Origin of the sequence: Paraburkholderia caledonica, from assembly GCF_000383275.1 — a bacterium.
In the GTDB taxonomy this organism is placed as follows: domain Bacteria; phylum Pseudomonadota; class Gammaproteobacteria; order Burkholderiales; family Burkholderiaceae; genus Paraburkholderia; species Paraburkholderia caledonica.
Window position 1 is genome coordinate 335567 of sequence record NZ_KB911036.1, and the last position, 19434, is coordinate 355000.

A 19434-nucleotide genomic window follows, 5' to 3' on the forward strand; every position below is an offset into this window, starting at 1 on the left:
GCGGCAGCGCCGCTGGAATCAGACCGCCTGATCCGTCGACGGCTTTTCCCACAAGTTGACGCCGCCCTCCGTCGCGTAGCGGTCGATCTCCGCGAGTTCCTCTTTCGAGAACGCGAGGTTCTTCAGCGCGCCGACGTTCTCGCGCACCTGTTCCGCGCGGCTCGCGCCGATCAGCACCGAAGTCACGCGCGGATCGCGCAACGCCCACGCAAGCGCCATTTGCGCGAGGCTTTGTCCGCGACGCTGAGCGATATCGTTCAGCTTGCGTACATGCTCGATGTTCTGCGCGCTCAAATGCTCCTCTTTCAGTGAACCGCCGCCCGGCTTGTTGACGCGCGCGTCTTGCGGCACGCCATTCAGATACTTGCCGGTGAGCAGGCCCTGTGCGAGCGGAGTGAACGCAATGGTGCCCGCGCCGACCTGTTCGAGGGTGTCGAGCAGATCCTGTTCGATCCAGCGATTGAGCATGTTGTACGCGGGCTGATGAATCAGCAACGGCACTTTGTATTCGGCGAGCAGCTTCGCCATTTCGAGCGTCTTGCTCGCCGAGTACGACGAAATGCCGATGTAGAGCGCCTTGCCCTGCTGCACGGCGCTCGCCAGTGCGCCAGCGGTTTCCTCGAGCGGCGTGTGCGCGTCGAAGCGATGCGAATAGAAAATGTCGACGTAGTCGAGACCCATGCGCTTCAGACTTTGGTCGAGACTCGCGAGCACATATTTGCGCGAACCGCCGCCTTGACCGTACGGACCGGGCCACATGTCCCAACCGGCCTTCGACGAAATCAGCAGCTCGTCGCGATACGGTTTGAAGTCGTCCTTGAAGTGGCGGCCGAAATTCGTTTCGGCGCTGCCATACGGCGGCCCGTAGTTGTTCGCGAGATCGAAGTGCGTGATGCCCACGTCAAACGCGGCACGCAGAATTTCGCGTTGAGTCGAGAGCGGCGTCGTATCGCCGAAGTTGTGCCACAAGCCGAGCGACAGTGCGGGAAGTTTGAGACCTGATTTGCCGCACACGCGGTATTGCATGTCCGAATAGCGTTCTGAAGCTGCTTCGTAAGCCATTGCTGGTGTCCTTGATGGTGATGTCGCCCGGGAATCTGCGGGCATGGGCAATCGCATGCTGCGGGAGGCGTGCTGCTGTGGGTTTGTTTTATGTGCGGTCAGACCGCTATGGTAGCCAATCGACGGGATGCGTGCAGACGCCCAATATGCAGGATGGACGACTGCTTGCACGTCCCCTACACTTTCGTCGTTCGAGCTTATGGAGCATTAAATGACGAAGGCGATTTCAATCGCGTTGATTGTCGGTGGCATTCTGTTGCTGTATTTCGGCGGGCAGGCGTTGAATTCGGTCAGCAGCGACGTGTCCCGCGTCTTTACAGGCTCACCGTCGAACAAGGCGATCATGCTGATCGTAGGCGGCGTGGTGGCGACGCTCGCGGGAATAACGGGCATCGCCCTGTCCGGCCGCAAGCGCTAGGCGCGAAGCGGCGCAGGCCTGGGTGCCGACAAGAAGGCAACAAAACGGCGCTGAAAAGCGCCGAAAAGTCAGAACGCGATTTCAGGCTTCGCCGCTGACCGGGTTCCCGGCAACGGAACATTGCTCGCGCCGTGGTACGTGTACACGAGCGAGAACTTCACCTGATCGCTGATGTTCTTGCCCGCCGAATGCAGCGTATTGCAGTGAAAGAACACCACGTCCCCGGCTTTCAGTTCCGGCGATACGGCGGTGCGAATCCACGCCTGGTTTTCCTCGAGATCGGAGCGGAAGAACTTCGCGTCGTCGAAGCGTTCACCCGTGAATGCAGCGGTGTGCGATCTAGGCACGAACCATAGCGCGCCGTTGTCGACGTTCTCATTGCCCAGCGCGAGCCATACCGAAACCAGGTCGTCGCGCTCGAACGACCAGTAGCGCACATCGCGATGCCAGCCGGTCAAACTGCCGTACGCCGGATGCTTCGTCATCATGCAATTGTGATGCGCGCGCGACAGGCGCGGCTCCTCACCGAAATACAGTTCCATCCAGCCGCGAATTTCCGGCGCAGTCGCCCATTCGGCGAAACTGCGATCGCGGGCATACGCGTCGAGCAATCGCCGCACGGTCTTGCCGCCGGGCGCATGCCGGGAAGACGGCGCTCCAGGGTACTGCAAATCCGCTTCGAACTCGACCGGCGCCGCGGCTTCGTTCAACTGACATTGCGCGACCCGCTTCATCTCCTCGCATCGCTCGACCGGCACGAGGCCCGGCACGACGACGAAGCCCTGCTCCCGCAATGCTTGAATCTGCTCTTTCTTCGAATGAAATGACATGGTGTTCCGTGACCGTCGACAAACCGATGTTCGATTGTAAAACGGGCGCGATCATATCGCCCGGTGTTTGACGTCGCACGCTGCGATGAACTTGATGCAACCCGGCCATTTGCGCACTGTTTGCATGCGGCTCGCGATGGCGCCGCACATTTCCCGGGCAGCCGCGCACGCTAATCGTCCGCGAAGGGTGGGAGCAATGTCCGTCTCAAAGCTTCATGCACCCTCGTGAAAACCCGTATCCGCAGGGTAAAAACCGACTTTCAGACGTCACGAATCACGTGTAGCCTGCTCGCATGTTGATCGCTATTCCCGCCTGTTTGCGCGCTGCACCGGCCATCAAGGCCCGCCCGGCTGTCCGTCGCGCAGTTTTCCATCGAATCCCGGGCTGCCGCGCAGTCGATCGCGATGCCGCCATTGGCATGCTTGGTGCTGCTATTGGCGCACATCTGACCGCGCGACACGTTGCCTACCTGTGAAGCCATGCATACTCTTCTGAGCACCCGTTTTACCCGAGCCGCACTCAAAGCGGCCCGCCCCGCGCGCCGCCACGTAGTGCGCGCTCTGCGTCACCACGCCACGCGCACGCGCGCTTTAGGCGAACAATGGCGCGATGCCCGAGCGGTCGACGGCATTCGCACCTGGTTCAATACCTTCTTCTCGGCGCTGCGCACACGCGGCGGTTCGCGCCGCTTCTCACTGCGCACTCTCCTGCGCAAACCGACACCGCTGCGTCTGAGCGCTACTCAGCGCGCGCCCGTCGCCGTGCCCGCGCAAAACGCGAGCCGCCGGCCCCGCCGGATGTCGACGAACGGCAGCACGGGCTGGTTTGCGTTCGCGTTTGCGAGCCGCTAAAGCGCCGCTGAACAGCACGCGTCGATAGCCCGCAATGAGGCGGCTGCGGACGGTTTAGAGCACACCAGCGCTCAAGCCCACGCGCGATGCCGACGCATCGCCCTTTGTCCGCGCCGAACCGCCGAACAATCGACGGCCAATAAAAAACCCCGCGCGGCGCAAGCCGGCGGGGTTTTTTTACGCGAAATGCGTGCAGCTAGCGTTAATCCGCCAGCGCAGCGACCGGTTCGGTACCGGCAGCTTCCGCGAGTGCCAGAGCCTTGTCGGTGGCTTCCCACGTGAATTCCGGCTCTTCGCGGCCGAAGTGACCATAAGCCGCGCTCTTCTCGTAGATCGGGCGCAGCAGGTCGAGCATCTGGATGATGCCCTTCGGACGCAGATCGAAATGCTCCTGCACGAGGCGCGTGATCGTCGAATCCGAAACGCGGCCCGTGCCGAACGTGTTGACCATGACCGAAGTCGGCTGCGCGACGCCAATGGCGTACGACACCTGAATCAGGCAGCGCGATGCGAGGCCGGCGGCCACGATGTTCTTCGCGACATAACGGCCCGCATAAGCAGCCGAACGGTCGACCTTCGACGGATCCTTGCCCGAGAACGCGCCGCCGCCGTGGGGCGCCGCGCCGCCGTACGTGTCGACGATGATCTTGCGCCCCGTCAAACCGCAGTCACCTTGCGGACCGCCGATCACGAAACGGCCGGTCGGGTTCACGAGGAACTTGATGTCGCCCTTGATGAGCTCAGCCGGCAGCGTCGGCTTGATGACTTCTTCGATCACGGCTTCGCGCAGCGTATCGAGGTCGATGTCCGGCGAATGCTGCGTGGACAGCACCACGGTGTCGATGGAGTGCGGCTTGCCGTCGACATAGCGCACGGTGACTTGCGACTTGGCGTCGGGACGCAGCCAGGGTAGACGGCCGTCACGGCGCAGATTCGCCTGGCGCTCGACCAGACGATGCGACAGGTGGATCGGCAACGGCATCAATTCAGGCGTTTCTTCGCACGCGTAACCGAACATCAGGCCCTGGTCGCCCGCGCCCTGATCGAGGTTGTTGTCGTGCGCACGGTCCACGCCCTGCGCGATGTCCGGCGACTGCTTGTCGTACGCGACGAGCACCGCGCAACCGCGGTAGTCGATACCGTAGTCGGTGTTGTCGTAGCCGATGCGTTTGATCGTGTTGCGCGCGATCTGGATGTAGTCGACGTTGGCGGTCGTGGTGATTTCGCCCGCGAGCACCACGAGACCCGTGTTGCACAGCGTTTCCGCGGCAACGCGCGAGTACTTGTCCTGCGTCAGGATGGCGTCGAGAATCGCGTCGGAAATCTGGTCCGCGACTTTGTCGGGATGGCCTTCGGAAACGGATTCGGAGGTGAAGAAATAGTCGTTTGCCACGTTGCAGACTCCTGTTTTGTGGTTACGGTTGAGTTTCACGTAGCCAGCTTCGGGAGTCTGAAGCGGCGACGCTTTAGCGGATTACCTTACCGGCAGGCGCATATCACGTGGATCGCACCGCCCGGCTTCGCCCCGCAAGTTGTCTATTAACTCGGCGAAGCCCTTATTATAGCGACTTCCATTGATTGTCACAGAGTGCCCACGAGTGCGGTATTACGTCCACCTCTCCGCTTTCCTGAACCCCGTCCCGCAAAGCGCCTCCACGGAGGCCACATGCTGAGCCGCCTCGGAGCCCGGCTCGCGATCGGCCTGCTCAAACTTTTCGCGCTGCTGCCGTATGGGCTCATCGCCCGTCTCGGCGACGGACTCGGCTGGCTGCTGTATCAGATTCCCAGCCGGCGCAAGCGCATCGTCCATATCAACCTGAACCTGTGCTTCCCCCAATGGAGCGACGAGCGGCGTGAAGAAGTCGCGCAGAAGCATTTCCGTCACGCGATCCGCAGTTACCTCGAACGCAGCGTGCAGTGGTTCGGCTCCGCCAGGAAACTCGAAAAGCTCATTCAGCTCGACAGCGCGATCGATTTGACCGACCCGAATCTGCCGCCCACGCTTTTTCTCGGCTTTCACTTCGTCGGCATCGAGGCAGGCTCGATCTTTCTCAATTACTCGCTCAAGCGCCGTTGCGGCTCACTTTATCAGCCGATGTCGAATCCGGAACTGGAAGAAGTCGCCAAGGCGGCCCGCGCGCGTTTCGGCGCGGACATGGCAAGCCGCGCCGACAGCGCGCGCATCGTGCTGCGCTGGTTGCGCGAACGCAAGCCGGTCATGCTCGGCGCCGACATGGACTACGGCGCGCGCAATTCAACGTTCGTGCCGTTTTTCGGCGTGCCGACCTGCACGCTGACCGCCGTCGGGCGTCTTTCGAAAGTCGGTCATGCGCAAGTGGTGCCGTTCATCGGCGAAGTGCTGCCTAACTACAAGGGATATCGCCTGAAGGTGTTCAAGCCGTGGGACAACTATCCGACCGGCGACGATGAAGCGGATGCGCGACGCATGAACGCTTTCCTCGAAGAACAGATTCCGTTGATGCCCGAGCAGTACTACTGGGTCCACAAGCGTTTCAAGACGCGGCCGCCCGGCGTGCCGAGCGTGTATTGACGCCAGCTGGAAGGCTGGTGAAGCTGGAAGCAGCGCGCCGTTCGGCTCACCGACCTGGCTCACCCGTTTGGCTCACTTCTGGGCGCGTCACTTACAATAGCGTGATGAAACTGAAATTCACCAAAATGCACGGCGCGGGCAACGACTTCGTCGTGCTCGACGGCTACACCCAACCGGTCAACCTGACGCCGGCGCAGGTGCGCGCGCTTGCGGACCGGCATTTTGGCGTGGGCGCCGACCAGCTTCTGCTGGTCGAAAAGCCAACGGTAGAAGGCGTCGATTTCAGATATCGCATCTTCAATTGCGACGGCGGCGAAGTCGAACATTGCGGCAACGGCGCCCGTTGCTTCGTGAAGTTCGTCCGCGACAGCGGTCTCACCGATCAGCGCAGCGTGCGCGTGCAGGTGCAGAACGGCACGATCACGCTAACCATGCAGGAAAACGGCGAAGTGCTGGTCGATATGGGCGCGCCGGTGTTCGACCCGGAACGTGTGCCTTTCGCTACTAAAGGTCTCGAAGGGCGCCGGGAAGGCGCGGACACGCTATGGCCGCTCGACGTCAACGGCACCACGCGCTGGATCTCGGTCGTGTCGATGGGCAATCCGCACGCCGTGCAAGTAGTAGAAGACGTGGAGCAGTTCCCCGTGCTCGTCGAAGGTCCGGTGATCGAGCGGCACGCGCGCTTTCCGCAGCGGGTCAACGCCGGCTTCATGCAGATCGTCGGTCGCAGCGAAATCAAACTGCGCGTGTATGAGCGCGGTGCCGGTGAAACGCTGGCATGCGGCACGGGCGCCTGCGCGGCAGTCGCAGCCGGCATTCGCCGCGGACTGCTCGACGCGCCGGTGCTCGTCCATACGCATGGCGGCAAGCTCACCATCTCATGGGACAGCAAGCAGCAAAACGAGCCTTTGCTGATGGCGGGCCCCGCCACAACCGTTTTTCAGGGCGAGATCGAACTGGCCGATTGAACGCCTCCAGTTCCATCGCGCACGACTGGTGCACAAACTCTTTTGACCGACGCGTCGCATGAAGGCGTCGTCCCGTAGTCCTACAGCCGAAACCATGAACGATCGCGAAGTCGCCGAATACCTGCTCGCCAACCCCGAATTCTTCGCCGAACACGCGGAAATCCTCGCGACCATTCGCCTCGCGAACCCGCACGGCAAAGCCGCGGTGTCGCTGCAGGAGCGGCAAATGGAAATGTTGCGCGACAAGAACAAACATCTCGAACGCCGGCTTGCCGAACTGCTGCGCTACGGCCACGAAAACGACAGCATCGCCTCGCGCTTCAACCGCTGGACGATCCGCGTCATGTCCGAGCGCGACTCGTACGCGCTGCCGCGCACGATCGCCAACGGCTTGCGCGACATCTTCGACGTGCCGCAGGCCGCGCTGCGCGTTTGGGACGTCGCCGAGCCGTACGCTCAGGCGGACTTCGCGCGCCACGTTGGCGAGGAAGTGCGCATTTTTGCGAACAGCCTGACCGCGCCCTATTGCGGCGCGAACACGGGTTTCGAAGCGGCGCAATGGCTGGTGCCCGCGCACGGTGCACCGGGCGCACAGGCCGCGGCCGACGAAAACACGTCGGGCGGTGCCGCGCCCGAGTCCGCGCATGCGACGGAGTCGATTGCACTTCTCGCGCTGCGCGATCCGGAGGGAAAGGAAGAAGCGTCGGCTTTCGGCCTGCTGGTAATGGGCTCGGCGGATGCGCGACGGTTCCACGAAGGCATGGCGACCGACTTCCTCACGCAGATCGGCGGGCTCGCGAGCGCGGCGCTGAGCCGTTTGCTGCCGCGCTGATTCAGCGAGCGCCACGCGTCAACCGCCGGTTAAAAAGCCAACGTGACCGAAGCCGATCCCATCGCCGCCTATCTGTCGAATCTCGAACATGAGCGGCGGCTGTCGGCGCATACCTTGCGCGGCTACACGCACGAACTCGAAGAACTCCGGCTGCTGGCCAAGGGCCGGCCTCTGGAAAGCCTTACCGCCGTCGACATTCGCGGCGCCGTTTCACGCGCGCATGCCGGCGGACTGACGGCGCGCTCGATCAGTCACCGCCTGTCCGCATGGCGCGCGTTTTATCGCTGGCTCGCCGGCCGCGTCGATCTGCCTGCCAATCCAGTCGCCACCGTGCGCGCGCCGAAGCAGGCCAAGACGCTGCCGAAGGCACTGTCCGTCGACGACGCCACCCGCCTGATGGAAAGCCCGCCCGCCGCATCGGCAGAAGGTTTGCGCGATCACGCCATGCTTGAATTGTTCTACTCGTCGGGGCTGCGTCTCGCCGAACTTGTCGGTCTGGACGCCCGTTTCGCCGACGCCGACGGTTATCGCTCGGCCGGCTGGCTCAAGCTCGATTCCGCCGAAGTCGAAGTGCTCGGCAAGGGCAACCGGCGCCGCATCGTGCCAGTCGGCAGCAAGGCGCTCGACGCGCTCAACGCGTGGCTGGCAGTGCGCGACCAGATGGTCAAGCACGACCCGCATCCGCTTTTTCTGTCGGCGCGCGGCAACCGGCTGTCACCGAATGTGGTGCGCGAGCGCGTAAAGCGCGCGGCCCTCGTGGCCGGCATTCCCGCCAATGTGCATCCGCACGTGCTGCGGCATTCGTTTGCCACGCACGTGCTGCAGTCGAGCGGCGACCTGCGCGCCGTGCAGGAATTGCTCGGGCACGCGAGCATCACGGCGACGCAGGTCTACACCGGGCTCGACTTCCAGCATCTCGCGCACGTCTACGATCAGGCGCATCCGCGCGCCAAAAAACGCGACTGACGCCGCTTTGCGGCTTTTCGGTCTCCGCCTTCGCTTTATCTGTCGCGCGTGCGCAGCATGCCGCGCGGCCCTTTGCTCTCGCTGACATCCTGATGAATATCGTTACGCTCAAACCGTCGAAAGATAAATCGCTGCTGCGCCGCCATCCGTGGGTCTACGCGAACGCGATCGACCGGATCGACGGCAATCCCGCGCCCGGCGCGACCGTGCTGGTGCGCGCGCACGACGGCCGGTTTCTCGCGCGCGCCGCGTACAGCCCGCACTCGCAGATCCGCGCCCGCGTGTGGAGCTTCGACGAAAGCGAGCCGATCGATCACGCGTTTTTCAAGCGCCGCGTGCAGCGTGCGCTGGCGCACCGCCGAACGATGGTTCACGACACCGGCGCAGTGCGGCTCATTTTCGGCGAAGCGGACGGCCTGCCGGGACTGATCGTCGATCACTACGTCGCCGAAGACGAAGGCCAGCGCAGCCAGCTCGTGTGCCAGTTCATGGCGGCGGGCGTGGAGGCGTGGAAGGAGGCGATCGTTGCGGCGCTGGTCGACGCGACCGGCTGTCCAAACGTCTACGAGCGTTCGGACGTGTCGATTCGTCAGAAGGAAGGGCTCGAACAGACGACCGGCGTGCTGGCGGGCGAACCGCCCTCGGAGGCGCTGATCGCGAGCGAGAACGGCGTGCGCTATCACGTCGACGTCCGCAATGGCCATAAAACCGGCTTTTACGTCGATCAGCGCGACAACCGCCTGCTCGTGCAGCAGCTCGCGCAGGACCGCGACGTCTTGAACTGCTTTTGCTACACCGGCGGTTTTTCGCTGGCGGCGCTGAAAGGCGGCGCGAAGCGCGTGGTCTCGATCGATTCGTCCGGCGAAGCGTTGGCGCTAGCCCAGCAGAACGTGGCGGCAAACGGTTTCGACGCCGAACGCGCGACCTGGCTCGACGCCGACGCGTTCAAAACGCTGCGCCGCCTCTACGACGAAGGCGAGCGCTTCGACCTGATCGTGCTCGATCCGCCGAAATTCGCGCCTTCGCGTGAACACGTGGACCGCGCGTCGCGCGCTTACAAGGACATCAACCTGACCGGCCTCAAACTGCTGCGCCCGGGCGGCCTGCTGTTCACCTACTCGTGCTCCGGCGCGATCGATTCCGAGTTGTTTCAGAAGATCGTGTCGAGCGCCGCCGCCGATGCACGCGTCGACGCGCGCATCCTCAAGCGCCTCGGCGCCGGGGTGGATCATCCGTTGCTCACAGCATTCCCGGAAGGTGAATACCTGAAAGGCCTGCTGTTGCAAATCGCCTGATCGCCTATAGATTCAGGGTTATTTCGCGCTGGGGCGTGCGCGGCGAGGGCTTTCAATCCCGCCTGCCAGCGCCGGCTTGACAGATATGTTTCAATAATCGGCTAGACGGGCCGCGCGCCGCGAGGCTGCCGCGCCCGCTTATGCATACGCATCGTTTCACGACCATATAGGCGAACAACATGATCCCAGTCACTATCCTGACCGGCTTTCTCGGCAGCGGCAAAACCACCCTGCTCAAGCGCATCCTGAATGAAAAGCACGGCATGAAGATCGCCGTGATCGAGAACGAGTTCGGCGAAGAAAACATCGACAACGAAATTCTCGTGCAGGACACGAGCGAGCAGATCATCCAGATGAGCAACGGCTGCATCTGCTGTACGATCCGCGGCGACCTGTCTCGGGTGCTCAGCGACCTGGCCGCGCAAAAGCAGTCGGGCAAGCTGGATTTCGACCGCGTGGTCATCGAAACGACCGGCCTCGCAAATCCGGGCCCCGTTGCGCAGACTTTTTTTATGGACGATCAGATCGCCAGCGAATTCCTGCTCGACGCGATCATTACGCTGGTCGACGCCAAGCACGCGAACCATCAGCTGGACGAGCATGAAGTCGTGCAACGCCAGGTCGGTTTCGCCGACCGCCTGTTCATCACCAAGGCCGATCTCGTCGACGAGCAGCACCTGGCCGATCTGCGCCACCGTCTGCTGCACATGAATCCGAAGGCCGCGATCAAGGTCGTCAATTTCGGCGAAGCGGACATCAAGGAGATCTTCGACCTGCGCGGTTTCAACCTGAATTCGAAGCTCGAGATCGATCCGGACTTCCTCGTTGAAGACGAACACGCGCATAGCCATGCGCACGCGCACGACGAGCACGGCCATACGCACGCTCATGGCGACGATCATGCGAACTGCGATCACGACCATGGCCATTGCGATCACGAAGGCCATGATCACGCGCACCATCATCACGCGCATCACGACGACAAAATCAAGTCGTTCGTGTACCGCAACGACCGTCCGTTCGATCCGAACAAGCTGGAAGACTTCCTCGGCGGCATTCTGCAGATTTACGGCGAACGGCTGCTGCGCTACAAGGGCGTGCTGTACATGAAGGGCGTGGATCGCAAAGTCGTCTTCCAGGGCGTGCATCAGATGATGGGCAGCGATCTCGCGGCGAAATGGCAGCCGGTCGAGAAGAAGACCAACAAGATGGTGTTTATCGGTATCGAATTGCCGCAAGACCTGATTACAGACGGTTTGGACGCCTGTCTCGCCTGAACGACGTTGTCGGCATTCAGGCAATAGTCAGCAGAAAAAGCATGAGGCGGCGGCGCAATTGCCGCCGTGAAATGTGCGCTGGCGCACACGTGTGAAAAGCGCGTGAAAACCCTGCTGTATTAATGCGTGCACGACCATCGCTTTTTGACCGTTCGCGCGTTATATTTTCGGGATACCGGTGCGCCGCAGAGGGATTTCCACCAGTTGCGGTGCCGGATTGTGATTCAGTTACAATACGTGCCCACTGGAGAATGAGAACGATTTGCCCGGTCAGTGCGCGGTCAGTGAACAGTGCGCGCCGGGCCTGAAGCGGCGCCGGAAAATCTAATCCGGGGAACACGCCGACAGTGCCCGCCGCCGCCTGACAAGGTTGGTGCCCGGGAGCAATACCTCAGGAGCATTTGAGAATCGGTTTCCAGAGGAGTTCGGCCCCGCATTGGCGTTACGACGCCCGAGTTGGGCGAGAGACGCTCCGGCGTCACGACAGCCCATCGTCCGTGTCCGCCCTGCGCTCCGCGTCCCAGGCGCCTTGCGGGCAATACGAAAGTGCGGGCACTATGCAGAGTTTTGCCTCACATTGAAGAAGTAAGCCAGATGACGACGAAACGACTCTTGACCGAAGCCGAAATCCTGAAGATGAGCGACAAGGATTACATGAATGAGGATCAGCTCGCTTTCTTCAAGAACAAGCTCGAACAGCTGCAGGCGGACATTCTCCGCAATGCCGGCCAGACGACCGAGAACTTGCGCGAGACCGTGATCGTGCCGGACCCGGCCGACCGCGCAACGATCGAGGAAGAGCACGCTCTCGAACTGCGCACGCGCGACCGCGAGCGCAAGCTGCTGAAGAAGGTGCAGCAGTCGATCGCGCGCATCGACTCTGGCGACTACGGCTGGTGCGAAGAAACCGGTGAGCCGATCGGCATTCCGCGTCTGCTCGCGCGACCCACGGCTACGCTGTCGCTCGAGGCGCAGGAGCGCCGCGAACTGCGCCAGAAGCTGTTCGGCGACTGAACGCCGGCGGCGCGGCTTCGGCGCCGCGCCAACAAACGCTGCTTCGTCGAGAGGCGCACGGTGATCCGTGCGCCTTTTTTCTTTTGCGCGCGAATCTCGCACATCACGCGGGCAAGTCATCCTGCGAAGTCACGTTTTTTGTCTTATGCCGTTTGCCGGCTCTTGATATGACAGCGCAAGCCCTAAAATAAACCGGACATGCGCTGTACGAGCGCGCCGACCGCCAGCACTACAGGCGTCGCGCGCCGTCCGCTTCCAGGATTCATGCGGTGGCGCATCCCGCCGCCGCGTCCTACCCGCTTTGCAAAGAGGAACGCATATGGAGCAATTTCACGGCACGACGATCGTCTCCGTGCGCCGCGGCGACAAGGTCGCGCTCGGCGGCGACGGCCAGGTGACGCTTGGCAACATCGTCATGAAGGGCGGTGCGAAGAAGGTCCGGCGCATTTATAACGGCAAGGTGCTGGTCGGCTTCGCAGGCGGCACGGCCGACGCATTTTCGCTGCTTGACCGCTTCGAAGCGAAGCTCGAAAAGCATCAGGGCAACCTTACGCGAGCCGCAGTGGAGCTTGCAAAAGACTGGCGCACGGACCGCATGTTGCGTCGTCTCGAAGCCATGCTGATTACGGCGGACGCGACCACCACGCTCGTCATCACCGGTAACGGCGACGTGCTGGACCCCGAAGGCGGCATCTGCGCGATCGGTTCGGGCGGCGCATATGCGCAAGCCGCCGCCAAAGCCCTCGCCGACAACACCGAGTTGTCGCCTCGCGAGATCGTGGAAAAGTCGCTGGAGATAGCCGGCGACATGTGCATCTACACGAACCATAACCGCGTCATCGAGACGATCGAGTAAGGACCCACGATGAGCACCATGACCCCTGCCGAGATCGTCTCGGAACTCGACAAACATATCATCGGCCAAGGCCGCGCGAAAAAAGCGGTGGCCGTAGCGCTGCGCAACCGGTGGCGCCGTCAGCAGGTAGAAGACCCGCTGCGCCAGGAAATCACGCCGAAAAACATTCTGATGATTGGACCGACCGGCGTCGGCAAGACCGAGATTGCGCGGCGGCTGGCCAAGCTCGCGGACGCGCCGTTCATCAAGATCGAAGCCACCAAATTCACCGAAGTGGGCTACGTGGGCCGCGACGTCGACAGCATCGTGCGCGATCTGATCGAGATATCGGTCAAGCAGACTCGCGAATCGGAAATGCGCAAGGTGCGAACCAAGGCTGAAGACCAGGCCGAAGACCGCATTCTCGACATCCTTCTGCCGAGCGCGCGTCCGGTTGGCTTCGGCTCCAGTTCGAGCGCCACTGATACCGCCGACGAAGGCGGCACCACTCGTCAGACGTTCCGCAAGCGCCTGCGCGAAGGACTGCTCGACGACAAGGAGATTGAACTCGACGTCGAACAGCCGCAAGTCGGCATGGACATCATGGGGCCGCCGGGAATGGAAGACATGACCGAGCAGATCCGTTCGATGTTCGCCAACATCGGCGGCGGCAAAAAAACGCGCCGCAAGATGAAGGTGAAGGAAGCGCTGAAGGTCCTCACCGACGAAGAAGCCGGCAAGATGCTGAACGACGAAGAGGTGAAAACCAAGGCGGTTCAGAACGTCGAGCAGAACGGCATCGTGTTTCTCGACGAAATCGACAAGATCGCGTCGCGCAATGAGGCAGGCGGCGGCGAAGTGTCCCGCCAAGGCGTGCAGCGCGATTTGCTGCCGCTCGTGGAAGGCACCACCATCAACACCAAGTACGGCATGGTGAAGACGGATCACATTCTGTTCATCGCGAGCGGCGCGTTCCATCTGGCGAAGCCGAGCGATCTGATTCCCGAACTGCAAGGGCGCTTTCCGATCCGCGTCGAACTGGATTCGTTGTCTGTGAAGGACTTCGAGTCGATCCTGGTGTCGACGGACGCGAGCCTCGTCAAGCAATACCAGGCACTGCTCGCAACAGAAGACGTGCACCTCGAATTCGCCGACGACGGCATTCGCCGCCTCGCCGAAATCGCTTATTCGGTGAACGAAAAGACCGAGAATATCGGCGCACGCCGTCTATATACGGTTATCGAAAAGCTGCTCGAAGAAGTGTCGTTCTCCGCCGGCAACCACTCCGGCCACACGGTGCAAATCGACGCAGCATATGTGGATCGCGCGCTGAACGAAGTTGCCGAAGACGAAGACCTGTCGCGTTATGTGCTGTGACGTAGTGACCTAGTCACATCAAGCTTTGAACGGACGCAAAAAACGGGCTGCCTGTAAAAAGGCAGCCCGTTTTCTTTTACACAATATCAGCGATAAAGCCGCGCTTACTGCTTGACTGGCCGCTTCGCGAGTTTGCGCTGCAACGTCCGCCGATGCATGTTCAAAGCGCGCGCGGTGGCCGAGATATTGCCGCCATGCTCGGCGAGCACGCGTTGAATATGCTCCCACTCGAGCCGCGCGACAGACAACGGCGTGGGGTGCTCGATCGCCTCTTCCGCCTGCAACGCGCTCGCCTCGCTTTGCAGCGCCGACAGAATCGTTTCGACGTTGGCAGGCTTTGCCAGATAGTTGTCCGCACCGTCTTTCACCGCTTGCACCGCGGTGGCGATGCTCGCATAGCCCGTCAGCACCAGCATGCGAGCGTCGGGCTGCAAATCGCGTAGCGGTGCGACGAGCGTGAGGCCGGAGTCGTTGCCGAGGTGCAGGTCCACCGTGATCTGACTGAATTTTTGCTGGTTTGCCAGCTTGATCGCTTCGTCCGCGTTGTGCGCTTCGCTCACGGTGTACCCGCGGCGCGTCAGGCCACGTGCGAGGATGCCGGAGAACACCTCGTCGTCGTCGATCACCAGAAAATTCATTTCGCTCATGCCTGTTTCTCCGTGTTGGATGGTGCGGCGCCTTGACGGCCCGTGCCGGATATTTTTCGCTCGGTGAGCGGCAACCGCAAAACCGCGCGCGTGCCACGCGGCTTGATCGAACTGACGTCGGTCAATTCGATCGAGCCTTTGAGGCGCGCCGCCGCCGAAAAAGCCAGATACAAGCCGACGCCGTGGCCGCCTTGCGTGCTCTCGACCGGCACCGCGCCGAGCGAGCCGCGCAGCGCGGCTGGAATGCCGGGGCCGGCGTCGCATACTTCGAATTCGACCTGATCGCCGCGCGCCGTCAACGCGCACGACAACGTCACGTGATCGCGACTCGCACGCGCGGCGTTGTCGAGCAAAATCGTCAGAATCTGGCTGACGGCAACCGTGTCGTCGAGACTGACATCGGCGGGCGGCGTGCCGATCCGCTCGAACTTCACATGTGGATGACGCAAGCGCCACTGCTCGGCAAACGACTCGAGCCATTCGTCGACAGGCTGACGGTTCGTCGCGGTCGTTGCGCGGCTGCGCAACCTGGCAAGCGCCGACGTGCACAGACCCATTTGCTGTTCGAGCAATTCGAGATCGGCCTTGTATGGCGCGAGCCCTTTATCGGTTCGTGCCGCGTCGCGCAGTTCTTCGGACAGCATCGCAATTGTAGACAGAGGCGTGCCGATTTCGTGAGCGACGGTAGCGGCCTGCACGCCAAGCGCGACCGCGCGTTCGTCGTGAAGCAAGCGCTGCTGCGCTTCTCCGAGCGCTGCGTCACGTAGCCGCAGGGCTCGCGACATGCGCGCGACGAACCATGCAATCAGACCGACGCTCACCATGAAGTTGACCCACATGCCGGCGCGATAGTAGTCGAACAGGTTCGCGGGGTTGTCGAGATTCAACGGCACCGAGTCGAAGCCGAGCACCGCGTAACAGGCCACGGCGAATGCGGCGAGCCACGCCATCAGTTGCCACGGCAAAACAGCCGCGGCAATGGCGAGCGACGGCAGGTACAGCGAAACAAACGGATTCGTCGTGCCGCCAGATAAAAATAGCAACGCGGACAACGCACCGAGATCGACCCAGATCTGACCGAACAGCTCCATGTTCGACTCGGGCCGCTGCTGCGCGACGCGCCACCACGTGAGTCCGTTGAAGAGCACCTCGAGTGAGATGACCAGCAGCATGGCCGGCAACGGCAAATGCACGCCGATAAAGATCTGCACGAACGCGATTGTCAGCAACTGACCGATGATCGCGAGGCTGCGCAGCCAGAACAAATGGCCCAGATTGACCCGACCCGTGTTGGTTATACGATGCATGACTTCAGTTTACCCGTTCGGACGCTTCCGAATCATCTCGCTGCTGCACGGCGATACCATAGCTTTCCTTGTTAGCGCGCGGAGCCGGTCGTTCGGCAGCCAATTATCCATGGTCACCTCTGACATGTCGTCAGCTTTCCTTAACTTCATGCGGCAAGCCGCCGCAGCCCGAAAGAACGGCGCTGCGGAATCCGAAGCGCAATGGCTCGACGCCGCGGCGCAACTCCACTCTCTCGACAACGCGTCGCTCGCCTCGCACATCCACGCTTTGATCGAGCAGCAACGCCACGACGACGCAATCGAACTGGCCGCCATTATTGCGCAACTCGAAGCAAGCAACGCCGACGCGCATTTTCGTCTCGGCTACGCATTGCAAATGGCGAATCGTCACGACGAAGCGATCGCTCCATATCGCCGCGCGCTCGCACTGAACCCCTCATTGCCGTCACTCCGCTGCAATCTCGCCGGCGCACTTGCGGTCACGCACGGCGAGCTGAGCGAACAGATTCAGCTGCTCGAAGATACGCTCCAGGATGAACCCGACGACGGCAACAGCTGGACCAACCTGTCGAACGCTTATCGCAACAATATGGATGTATTTCGCGCGCTTGAAGCGGGCGCGCGAGCCGTCCAGTGCGCACCGCTTAGTCCCCTCGCCCACAACAACTATGCGCTGGCACTACGTGAAGCGCAACGCTGGGCCGAGGCGGCACACGCCTCGCAAACCGCTTGCGCGCTCGCGCCCACTGACGCGAGCATGCGTTCGAACCTCGCGATGCTGCAACTCATGAGCGGCGATTATGCGAACGGCTGGCAGTCGCATGAAGCGCGCTGGAGCGGTTCGTCCGAACTGCGCGGCAATCGTCCTGCCTTGCCTGCACCCACCTGGCGCGGGGAGCCGCTCGCCGGCAAAACGCTGCTAGTGTGGGGCGAGCAAGGCATGGGCGATGTGTTGCAGTTCAGCCGCTACATTCCGATGCTGGCCGAGCTTGTGCATCGTGAAGGCGGCCGCCTCGCATGGAATTCGTTTCCGCAAATGGGCGCCTTGCTCGCCCGCAGTCTCGGCGGGCATGTCGACCACTACTCGGCGGGCGGCGGCGTCGAATCGCTGCCGCCTTTCGACTTCGAGATTCCATTGATGAGTCTGCCGTTGATTTTCGGCACGCGCGAGGCGACCGTTCCCACCACCACGCCTTACCTGTATGCGGACCGCGCTGCCGTGCAGCGCTGGCAGCAACGGCTTGCCGGCGAATCGAGGCTCAGGGTAGGGCTCACGTGGACCGGCAGCCATGGTCATCAGCGCAATCCGTTCCGCCGGGTAGGCTGGGAACGCTATGCGAAGCACCTCGGCGCCATTCAGAACGTAGCGTTCTATTCGCTGCAACCCGGTGCAGTTGCCGATGTCCGCGCGGCCAACGCCGCAGGCCTGCCGCTCGCCGACTACACCGCCGAATTTTCGACTTTCGACGATACAGCCGCCTTTGTCGGCGGGCTCGATCTTGTTATCAGCGTTTGCACGTCGGCTGCGCATCTGAGCGGCGCGCTCGGACAGCGCACATGGGTGCTGCTCGACGTCAATCCGCACTGGGTCTGGCTGACCGGTCGCCGCGACAGTCCGTGGTATCCGGGCGCGACGCTGTACCGGCAGGAAGAATTCGGCAACTGGGATCCGGTGCTCCAGGCGGTGGCCCGCGATCTCGAAGCGCTCGCTGCCCGGCACCGCGCGGCCTGACGGGCCGCTGAAGCCAGCCGCGGCTTCGCCAGCAGCCCGGCGACGGTCGCGGCGACGGTCACGGCGGCTGTCACGGCAGCGTCACGGCGGATTGGCGCCCGGCTCGGCTTGCGCCGCTTTCGCAATCTCCGCTACGAGACATTCAGGGCAAAGGCAACGTCCGGCCGGGTCCAGTCGGTCGCGCGGCAGTGCGGGCATTTCGCGGCACCAGCAGTCGAAAGGCTCTGCATGCATCGCGCAGTCGAACGCGTTACCGCAGCGCGGGCAACGCGCGCTGCCTTGCGGGCGGGAAGCAGATGGTTTCATGGCAGGCGGATGGCCTCGCGAAGCATCGACGAGCCAATAATGCCACGGCCGGCGTCCGGCCGTGAGTCGTCCATTCGGCTAGTTCACAGGTGCGCGCGAGGCGCGGTACGCTTGGTCGTCGGCTGGCGCTGCAAACACCGCTCGCGCCGCGCGCAGACACCGGCTGCGTGCCGCGAGCGCGCGTGTCGAAAACCCTGTTGCAGCGCGCCAGTCCTGTACAATTCGCCGTGTTTTAACTGTTCCGTGCCCGAGCCTGCCGCCATGTCCGAGCTTCCCGACCTTTCGCAGATTGCGCCCACCCTGAAGGCTGAAATCCTGGCCGAGGCGCTGCCTTACATTCGCCAGTATCACGGTAAGACCGTGGTCATCAAATACGGCGGCAACGCCATGACGGAGGAGCGGCTAAAGCAGGGATTCGCGCGCGACGTCATTTTGCTGAAGCTGGTCGGCATCAATCCGGTCATCGTGCACGGCGGCGGTCCGCAAATCGACCAGGCGCTGAAGAAAGTCGGCAAGCAGGGCACGTTCATTCAAGGCATGCGCGTCACCGACGAAGAGACGATGGAAGTCGTCGAATGGGTGCTCGGCGGCGAAGTGCAGCAGGACATCGTTACACTGATCAACCACTTCGGCGGACACGCGGTCGGTCTGACCGGCAAGGACGGCGGCCTGATCCACGCGCGCAAGATGCTGATGCCCGACCGTGACAATCCCGGTCAGTACGTCGACATTGGCCAGGTGGGCGAAGTCGAAGCCATCAACCCTGCGGTTGTAAAGGCGCTGCAGGACGACGCATTCATTCCGGTGATCTCGCCAATCGGTTTCGGCGAAGACGGCCTGTCGTACAACATCAACGCCGACCTCGTCGCGGGCAAACTGGCGGTCGTGCTCAACGCCGAAAAGCTCGTGATGATGACGAACATCCCCGGCGTGATGGACAAGGAAGGCAATCTGCTCACCGACCTGTCAGCGCGCGAAATCGACGGCCTGTTTGCCGACGGCACGATTTCCGGCGGCATGCTGCCGAAAATCTCGTCGGCGCTTGACGCGGCCAAGAGCGGCGTGCGCTCGGTGCATATTATCGACGGGCGTATCGAGCATTCGGTGCTGCTGGAGATTCTCACCGAGCAGCCGTTCGGCACAATGATCCGCTCGCATTGATTGC

At 62.3% G+C, this 19434-nt stretch carries 19 protein-coding genes; 13 read left to right on the forward strand and 6 right to left on the reverse strand.

Features of this window, described 5'->3' with window-relative positions; all coding sequences use genetic code 11:
- Nucleotides 1-18: 18 nt before the first annotated feature.
- Nucleotides 19-1062: an L-glyceraldehyde 3-phosphate reductase gene (gene mgrA / locus H281_RS0111350; RefSeq protein ID WP_020067231.1), complete on the reverse strand. Its 1044-nt coding sequence runs from the start codon at nucleotides 1060-1062 to the stop codon at nucleotides 19-21.
- Nucleotides 1063-1273: 211 nt separating this feature from the next.
- Between mgrA and H281_RS0111355 the strand changes: the two genes are divergently transcribed.
- Nucleotides 1274-1480, forward strand: a complete 207-nt coding sequence (locus H281_RS0111355; protein WP_020067232.1) for a DUF3185 family protein — start codon at nucleotides 1274-1276, stop codon at nucleotides 1478-1480.
- A gap of 68 nt (nucleotides 1481-1548) precedes the next feature.
- Here H281_RS0111355 and H281_RS0111360 read toward each other — a convergent pair whose 3' ends face one another.
- Nucleotides 1549-2310, reverse strand: coding sequence for a phytanoyl-CoA dioxygenase family protein (locus H281_RS0111360; protein WP_020067233.1), 762 nt, complete (start codon nucleotides 2308-2310; stop codon nucleotides 1549-1551).
- A gap of 480 nt (nucleotides 2311-2790) precedes the next feature.
- On the opposite strand from H281_RS0111360, the gene H281_RS0111370 reads away from it, so the two are divergent.
- On the forward strand, nucleotides 2791-3162 hold the full coding sequence (locus tag H281_RS0111370) for a hypothetical protein (RefSeq protein ID WP_027804499.1): 372 nt from the start codon (nucleotides 2791-2793) through the stop codon (nucleotides 3160-3162).
- A gap of 202 nt (nucleotides 3163-3364) precedes the next feature.
- Here the strand turns inward: H281_RS0111370 and metK are convergent, their stop codons facing one another.
- The gene (gene metK, locus H281_RS0111375) at nucleotides 3365-4555 is read right to left on the reverse strand and encodes a methionine adenosyltransferase (RefSeq protein ID WP_020067236.1); all 1191 of its coding nucleotides are present in this window, start codon (nucleotides 4553-4555) and stop codon (nucleotides 3365-3367) included.
- A gap of 273 nt (nucleotides 4556-4828) precedes the next feature.
- Here metK and H281_RS0111380 point away from each other — a divergent pair, with 273 nt between their 5' ends.
- The 9 genes from H281_RS0111380 to hslU all read left to right on the forward strand — a co-directional run bounded on the left by H281_RS0111380 (nucleotide 4829) and on the right by hslU (nucleotide 14277).
- Nucleotides 4829-5713, forward strand: coding sequence for a lipid A biosynthesis lauroyl acyltransferase (locus tag H281_RS0111380; protein ID WP_020067237.1), 885 nt, complete (start codon nucleotides 4829-4831; stop codon nucleotides 5711-5713).
- Nucleotides 5714-5817: 104 nt separating this feature from the next.
- Nucleotides 5818-6681 carry a diaminopimelate epimerase gene (dapF, locus tag H281_RS0111385; protein WP_020067238.1) on the forward strand — a complete coding sequence of 288 codons (864 nt, stop codon included), beginning with the start codon at nucleotides 5818-5820 and terminating at the stop codon, nucleotides 6679-6681.
- 94 nt (nucleotides 6682-6775) lie between these two features.
- Nucleotides 6776-7513 (forward strand): DUF484 family protein, encoded by a 738-nt coding sequence (locus H281_RS0111390; RefSeq protein ID WP_020067239.1) that lies wholly within the window; start codon nucleotides 6776-6778, stop codon nucleotides 7511-7513.
- Nucleotides 7514-7555: 42 nt separating this feature from the next.
- Nucleotides 7556-8479 (forward strand): tyrosine recombinase XerC, encoded by a 924-nt coding sequence (gene xerC, locus H281_RS0111395; protein ID WP_020067240.1) that lies wholly within the window; start codon nucleotides 7556-7558, stop codon nucleotides 8477-8479.
- A gap of 92 nt (nucleotides 8480-8571) precedes the next feature.
- Nucleotides 8572-9774 carry a class I SAM-dependent rRNA methyltransferase gene (locus H281_RS0111400; RefSeq protein ID WP_020067241.1) on the forward strand — a complete coding sequence of 401 codons (1203 nt, stop codon included), beginning with the start codon at nucleotides 8572-8574 and terminating at the stop codon, nucleotides 9772-9774.
- A gap of 179 nt (nucleotides 9775-9953) precedes the next feature.
- Nucleotides 9954-11051 carry a CobW family GTP-binding protein gene (locus H281_RS0111405; protein WP_020067242.1) on the forward strand — a complete coding sequence of 366 codons (1098 nt, stop codon included), beginning with the start codon at nucleotides 9954-9956 and terminating at the stop codon, nucleotides 11049-11051.
- Nucleotides 11052-11645: 594 nt separating this feature from the next.
- Entirely contained in the window at nucleotides 11646-12065 is a 420-nt protein-coding gene (dksA, locus tag H281_RS0111410; RefSeq protein ID WP_012431412.1) for an RNA polymerase-binding protein DksA, read from the forward strand.
- Nucleotides 12066-12384: 319 nt separating this feature from the next.
- Entirely contained in the window at nucleotides 12385-12921 is a 537-nt protein-coding gene (gene hslV / locus H281_RS0111415) for an ATP-dependent protease subunit HslV (RefSeq protein WP_020067243.1), read from the forward strand.
- 9 nt (nucleotides 12922-12930) lie between these two features.
- A complete protein-coding gene (hslU, locus tag H281_RS0111420) occupies nucleotides 12931-14277 on the forward strand; it encodes an ATP-dependent protease ATPase subunit HslU (protein WP_020067244.1) in 1347 nt (448 codons plus the stop codon).
- A 104-nt stretch (nucleotides 14278-14381) separates the two neighbouring features.
- Here the strand turns inward: hslU and H281_RS0111425 are convergent, their stop codons facing one another.
- Both H281_RS0111425 and H281_RS0111430 read right to left on the reverse strand, forming a co-directional pair.
- Nucleotides 14382-14924, reverse strand: coding sequence for a response regulator transcription factor (locus H281_RS0111425; protein WP_007179684.1), 543 nt, complete (start codon nucleotides 14922-14924; stop codon nucleotides 14382-14384).
- Complete coding sequence (locus H281_RS0111430) at nucleotides 14921-16231, reverse strand: ATP-binding protein (protein ID WP_020067245.1); 1311 nt, start codon at nucleotides 16229-16231, stop codon at nucleotides 14921-14923. The genes H281_RS0111425 and H281_RS0111430 overlap by 4 nt, the downstream gene beginning before the upstream one ends.
- Before the next feature lie 109 nt (nucleotides 16232-16340).
- Between H281_RS0111430 and H281_RS0111435 the strand changes: the two genes are divergently transcribed.
- Entirely contained in the window at nucleotides 16341-17963 is a 1623-nt protein-coding gene (locus H281_RS0111435) for a tetratricopeptide repeat protein (protein WP_020067246.1), read from the forward strand.
- Between the two features lie 81 nt (nucleotides 17964-18044).
- Here the strand turns inward: H281_RS0111435 and H281_RS34565 are convergent, their stop codons facing one another.
- Nucleotides 18045-18269, reverse strand: coding sequence for a cysteine-rich CWC family protein (locus tag H281_RS34565; protein WP_033379526.1), 225 nt, complete (start codon nucleotides 18267-18269; stop codon nucleotides 18045-18047).
- Nucleotides 18270-18530: 261 nt separating this feature from the next.
- Between H281_RS34565 and argB the strand changes: the two genes are divergently transcribed.
- Nucleotides 18531-19430, forward strand: a complete 900-nt coding sequence (gene argB / locus H281_RS0111445; RefSeq protein ID WP_013337747.1) for an acetylglutamate kinase — start codon at nucleotides 18531-18533, stop codon at nucleotides 19428-19430.
- The last annotated feature ends 4 nt before the right edge of the window (nucleotides 19431-19434 follow it).

What these genes read in the sequence shown, in the direction of transcription:
- mgrA (WP_020067231.1), bottom strand. Translation starts at nt 1,062, where the DNA reads ATGGCTTACGAAGCAGCTTCAGAACGCTATTCGGACATGCAATACCGC.
- H281_RS0111355 (WP_020067232.1), top strand. Translation starts at nt 1,274, where the DNA reads ATGACGAAGGCGATTTCAATCGCGTTGATTGTCGGTGGCATTCTGTTG.
- H281_RS0111360 (WP_020067233.1), bottom strand. Translation starts at nt 2,310, where the DNA reads ATGTCATTTCATTCGAAGAAAGAGCAGATTCAAGCATTGCGGGAGCAG.
- H281_RS0111370 (WP_027804499.1), top strand. Translation starts at nt 2,791, where the DNA reads ATGCATACTCTTCTGAGCACCCGTTTTACCCGAGCCGCACTCAAAGCG.
- H281_RS0111380 (WP_020067237.1), top strand. Translation starts at nt 4,829, where the DNA reads ATGCTGAGCCGCCTCGGAGCCCGGCTCGCGATCGGCCTGCTCAAACTT.
- dapF (WP_020067238.1), top strand. Translation starts at nt 5,818, where the DNA reads ATGAAACTGAAATTCACCAAAATGCACGGCGCGGGCAACGACTTCGTC.
- H281_RS0111390 (WP_020067239.1), top strand. Translation starts at nt 6,776, where the DNA reads ATGAACGATCGCGAAGTCGCCGAATACCTGCTCGCCAACCCCGAATTC.
- H281_RS0111400 (WP_020067241.1), top strand. Translation starts at nt 8,572, where the DNA reads ATGAATATCGTTACGCTCAAACCGTCGAAAGATAAATCGCTGCTGCGC.
- H281_RS0111405 (WP_020067242.1), top strand. Translation starts at nt 9,954, where the DNA reads ATGATCCCAGTCACTATCCTGACCGGCTTTCTCGGCAGCGGCAAAACC.
- dksA (WP_012431412.1), top strand. Translation starts at nt 11,646, where the DNA reads ATGACGACGAAACGACTCTTGACCGAAGCCGAAATCCTGAAGATGAGC.
- hslV (WP_020067243.1), top strand. Translation starts at nt 12,385, where the DNA reads ATGGAGCAATTTCACGGCACGACGATCGTCTCCGTGCGCCGCGGCGAC.
- hslU (WP_020067244.1), top strand. Translation starts at nt 12,931, where the DNA reads ATGAGCACCATGACCCCTGCCGAGATCGTCTCGGAACTCGACAAACAT.
- H281_RS0111425 (WP_007179684.1), bottom strand. Translation starts at nt 14,924, where the DNA reads ATGAGCGAAATGAATTTTCTGGTGATCGACGACGACGAGGTGTTCTCC.
- H281_RS0111430 (WP_020067245.1), bottom strand. Translation starts at nt 16,231, where the DNA reads ATGCATCGTATAACCAACACGGGTCGGGTCAATCTGGGCCATTTGTTC.
- H281_RS0111435 (WP_020067246.1), top strand. Translation starts at nt 16,341, where the DNA reads ATGGTCACCTCTGACATGTCGTCAGCTTTCCTTAACTTCATGCGGCAA.
- H281_RS34565 (WP_033379526.1), bottom strand. Translation starts at nt 18,269, where the DNA reads ATGAAACCATCTGCTTCCCGCCCGCAAGGCAGCGCGCGTTGCCCGCGC.
- argB (WP_013337747.1), top strand. Translation starts at nt 18,531, where the DNA reads ATGTCCGAGCTTCCCGACCTTTCGCAGATTGCGCCCACCCTGAAGGCT.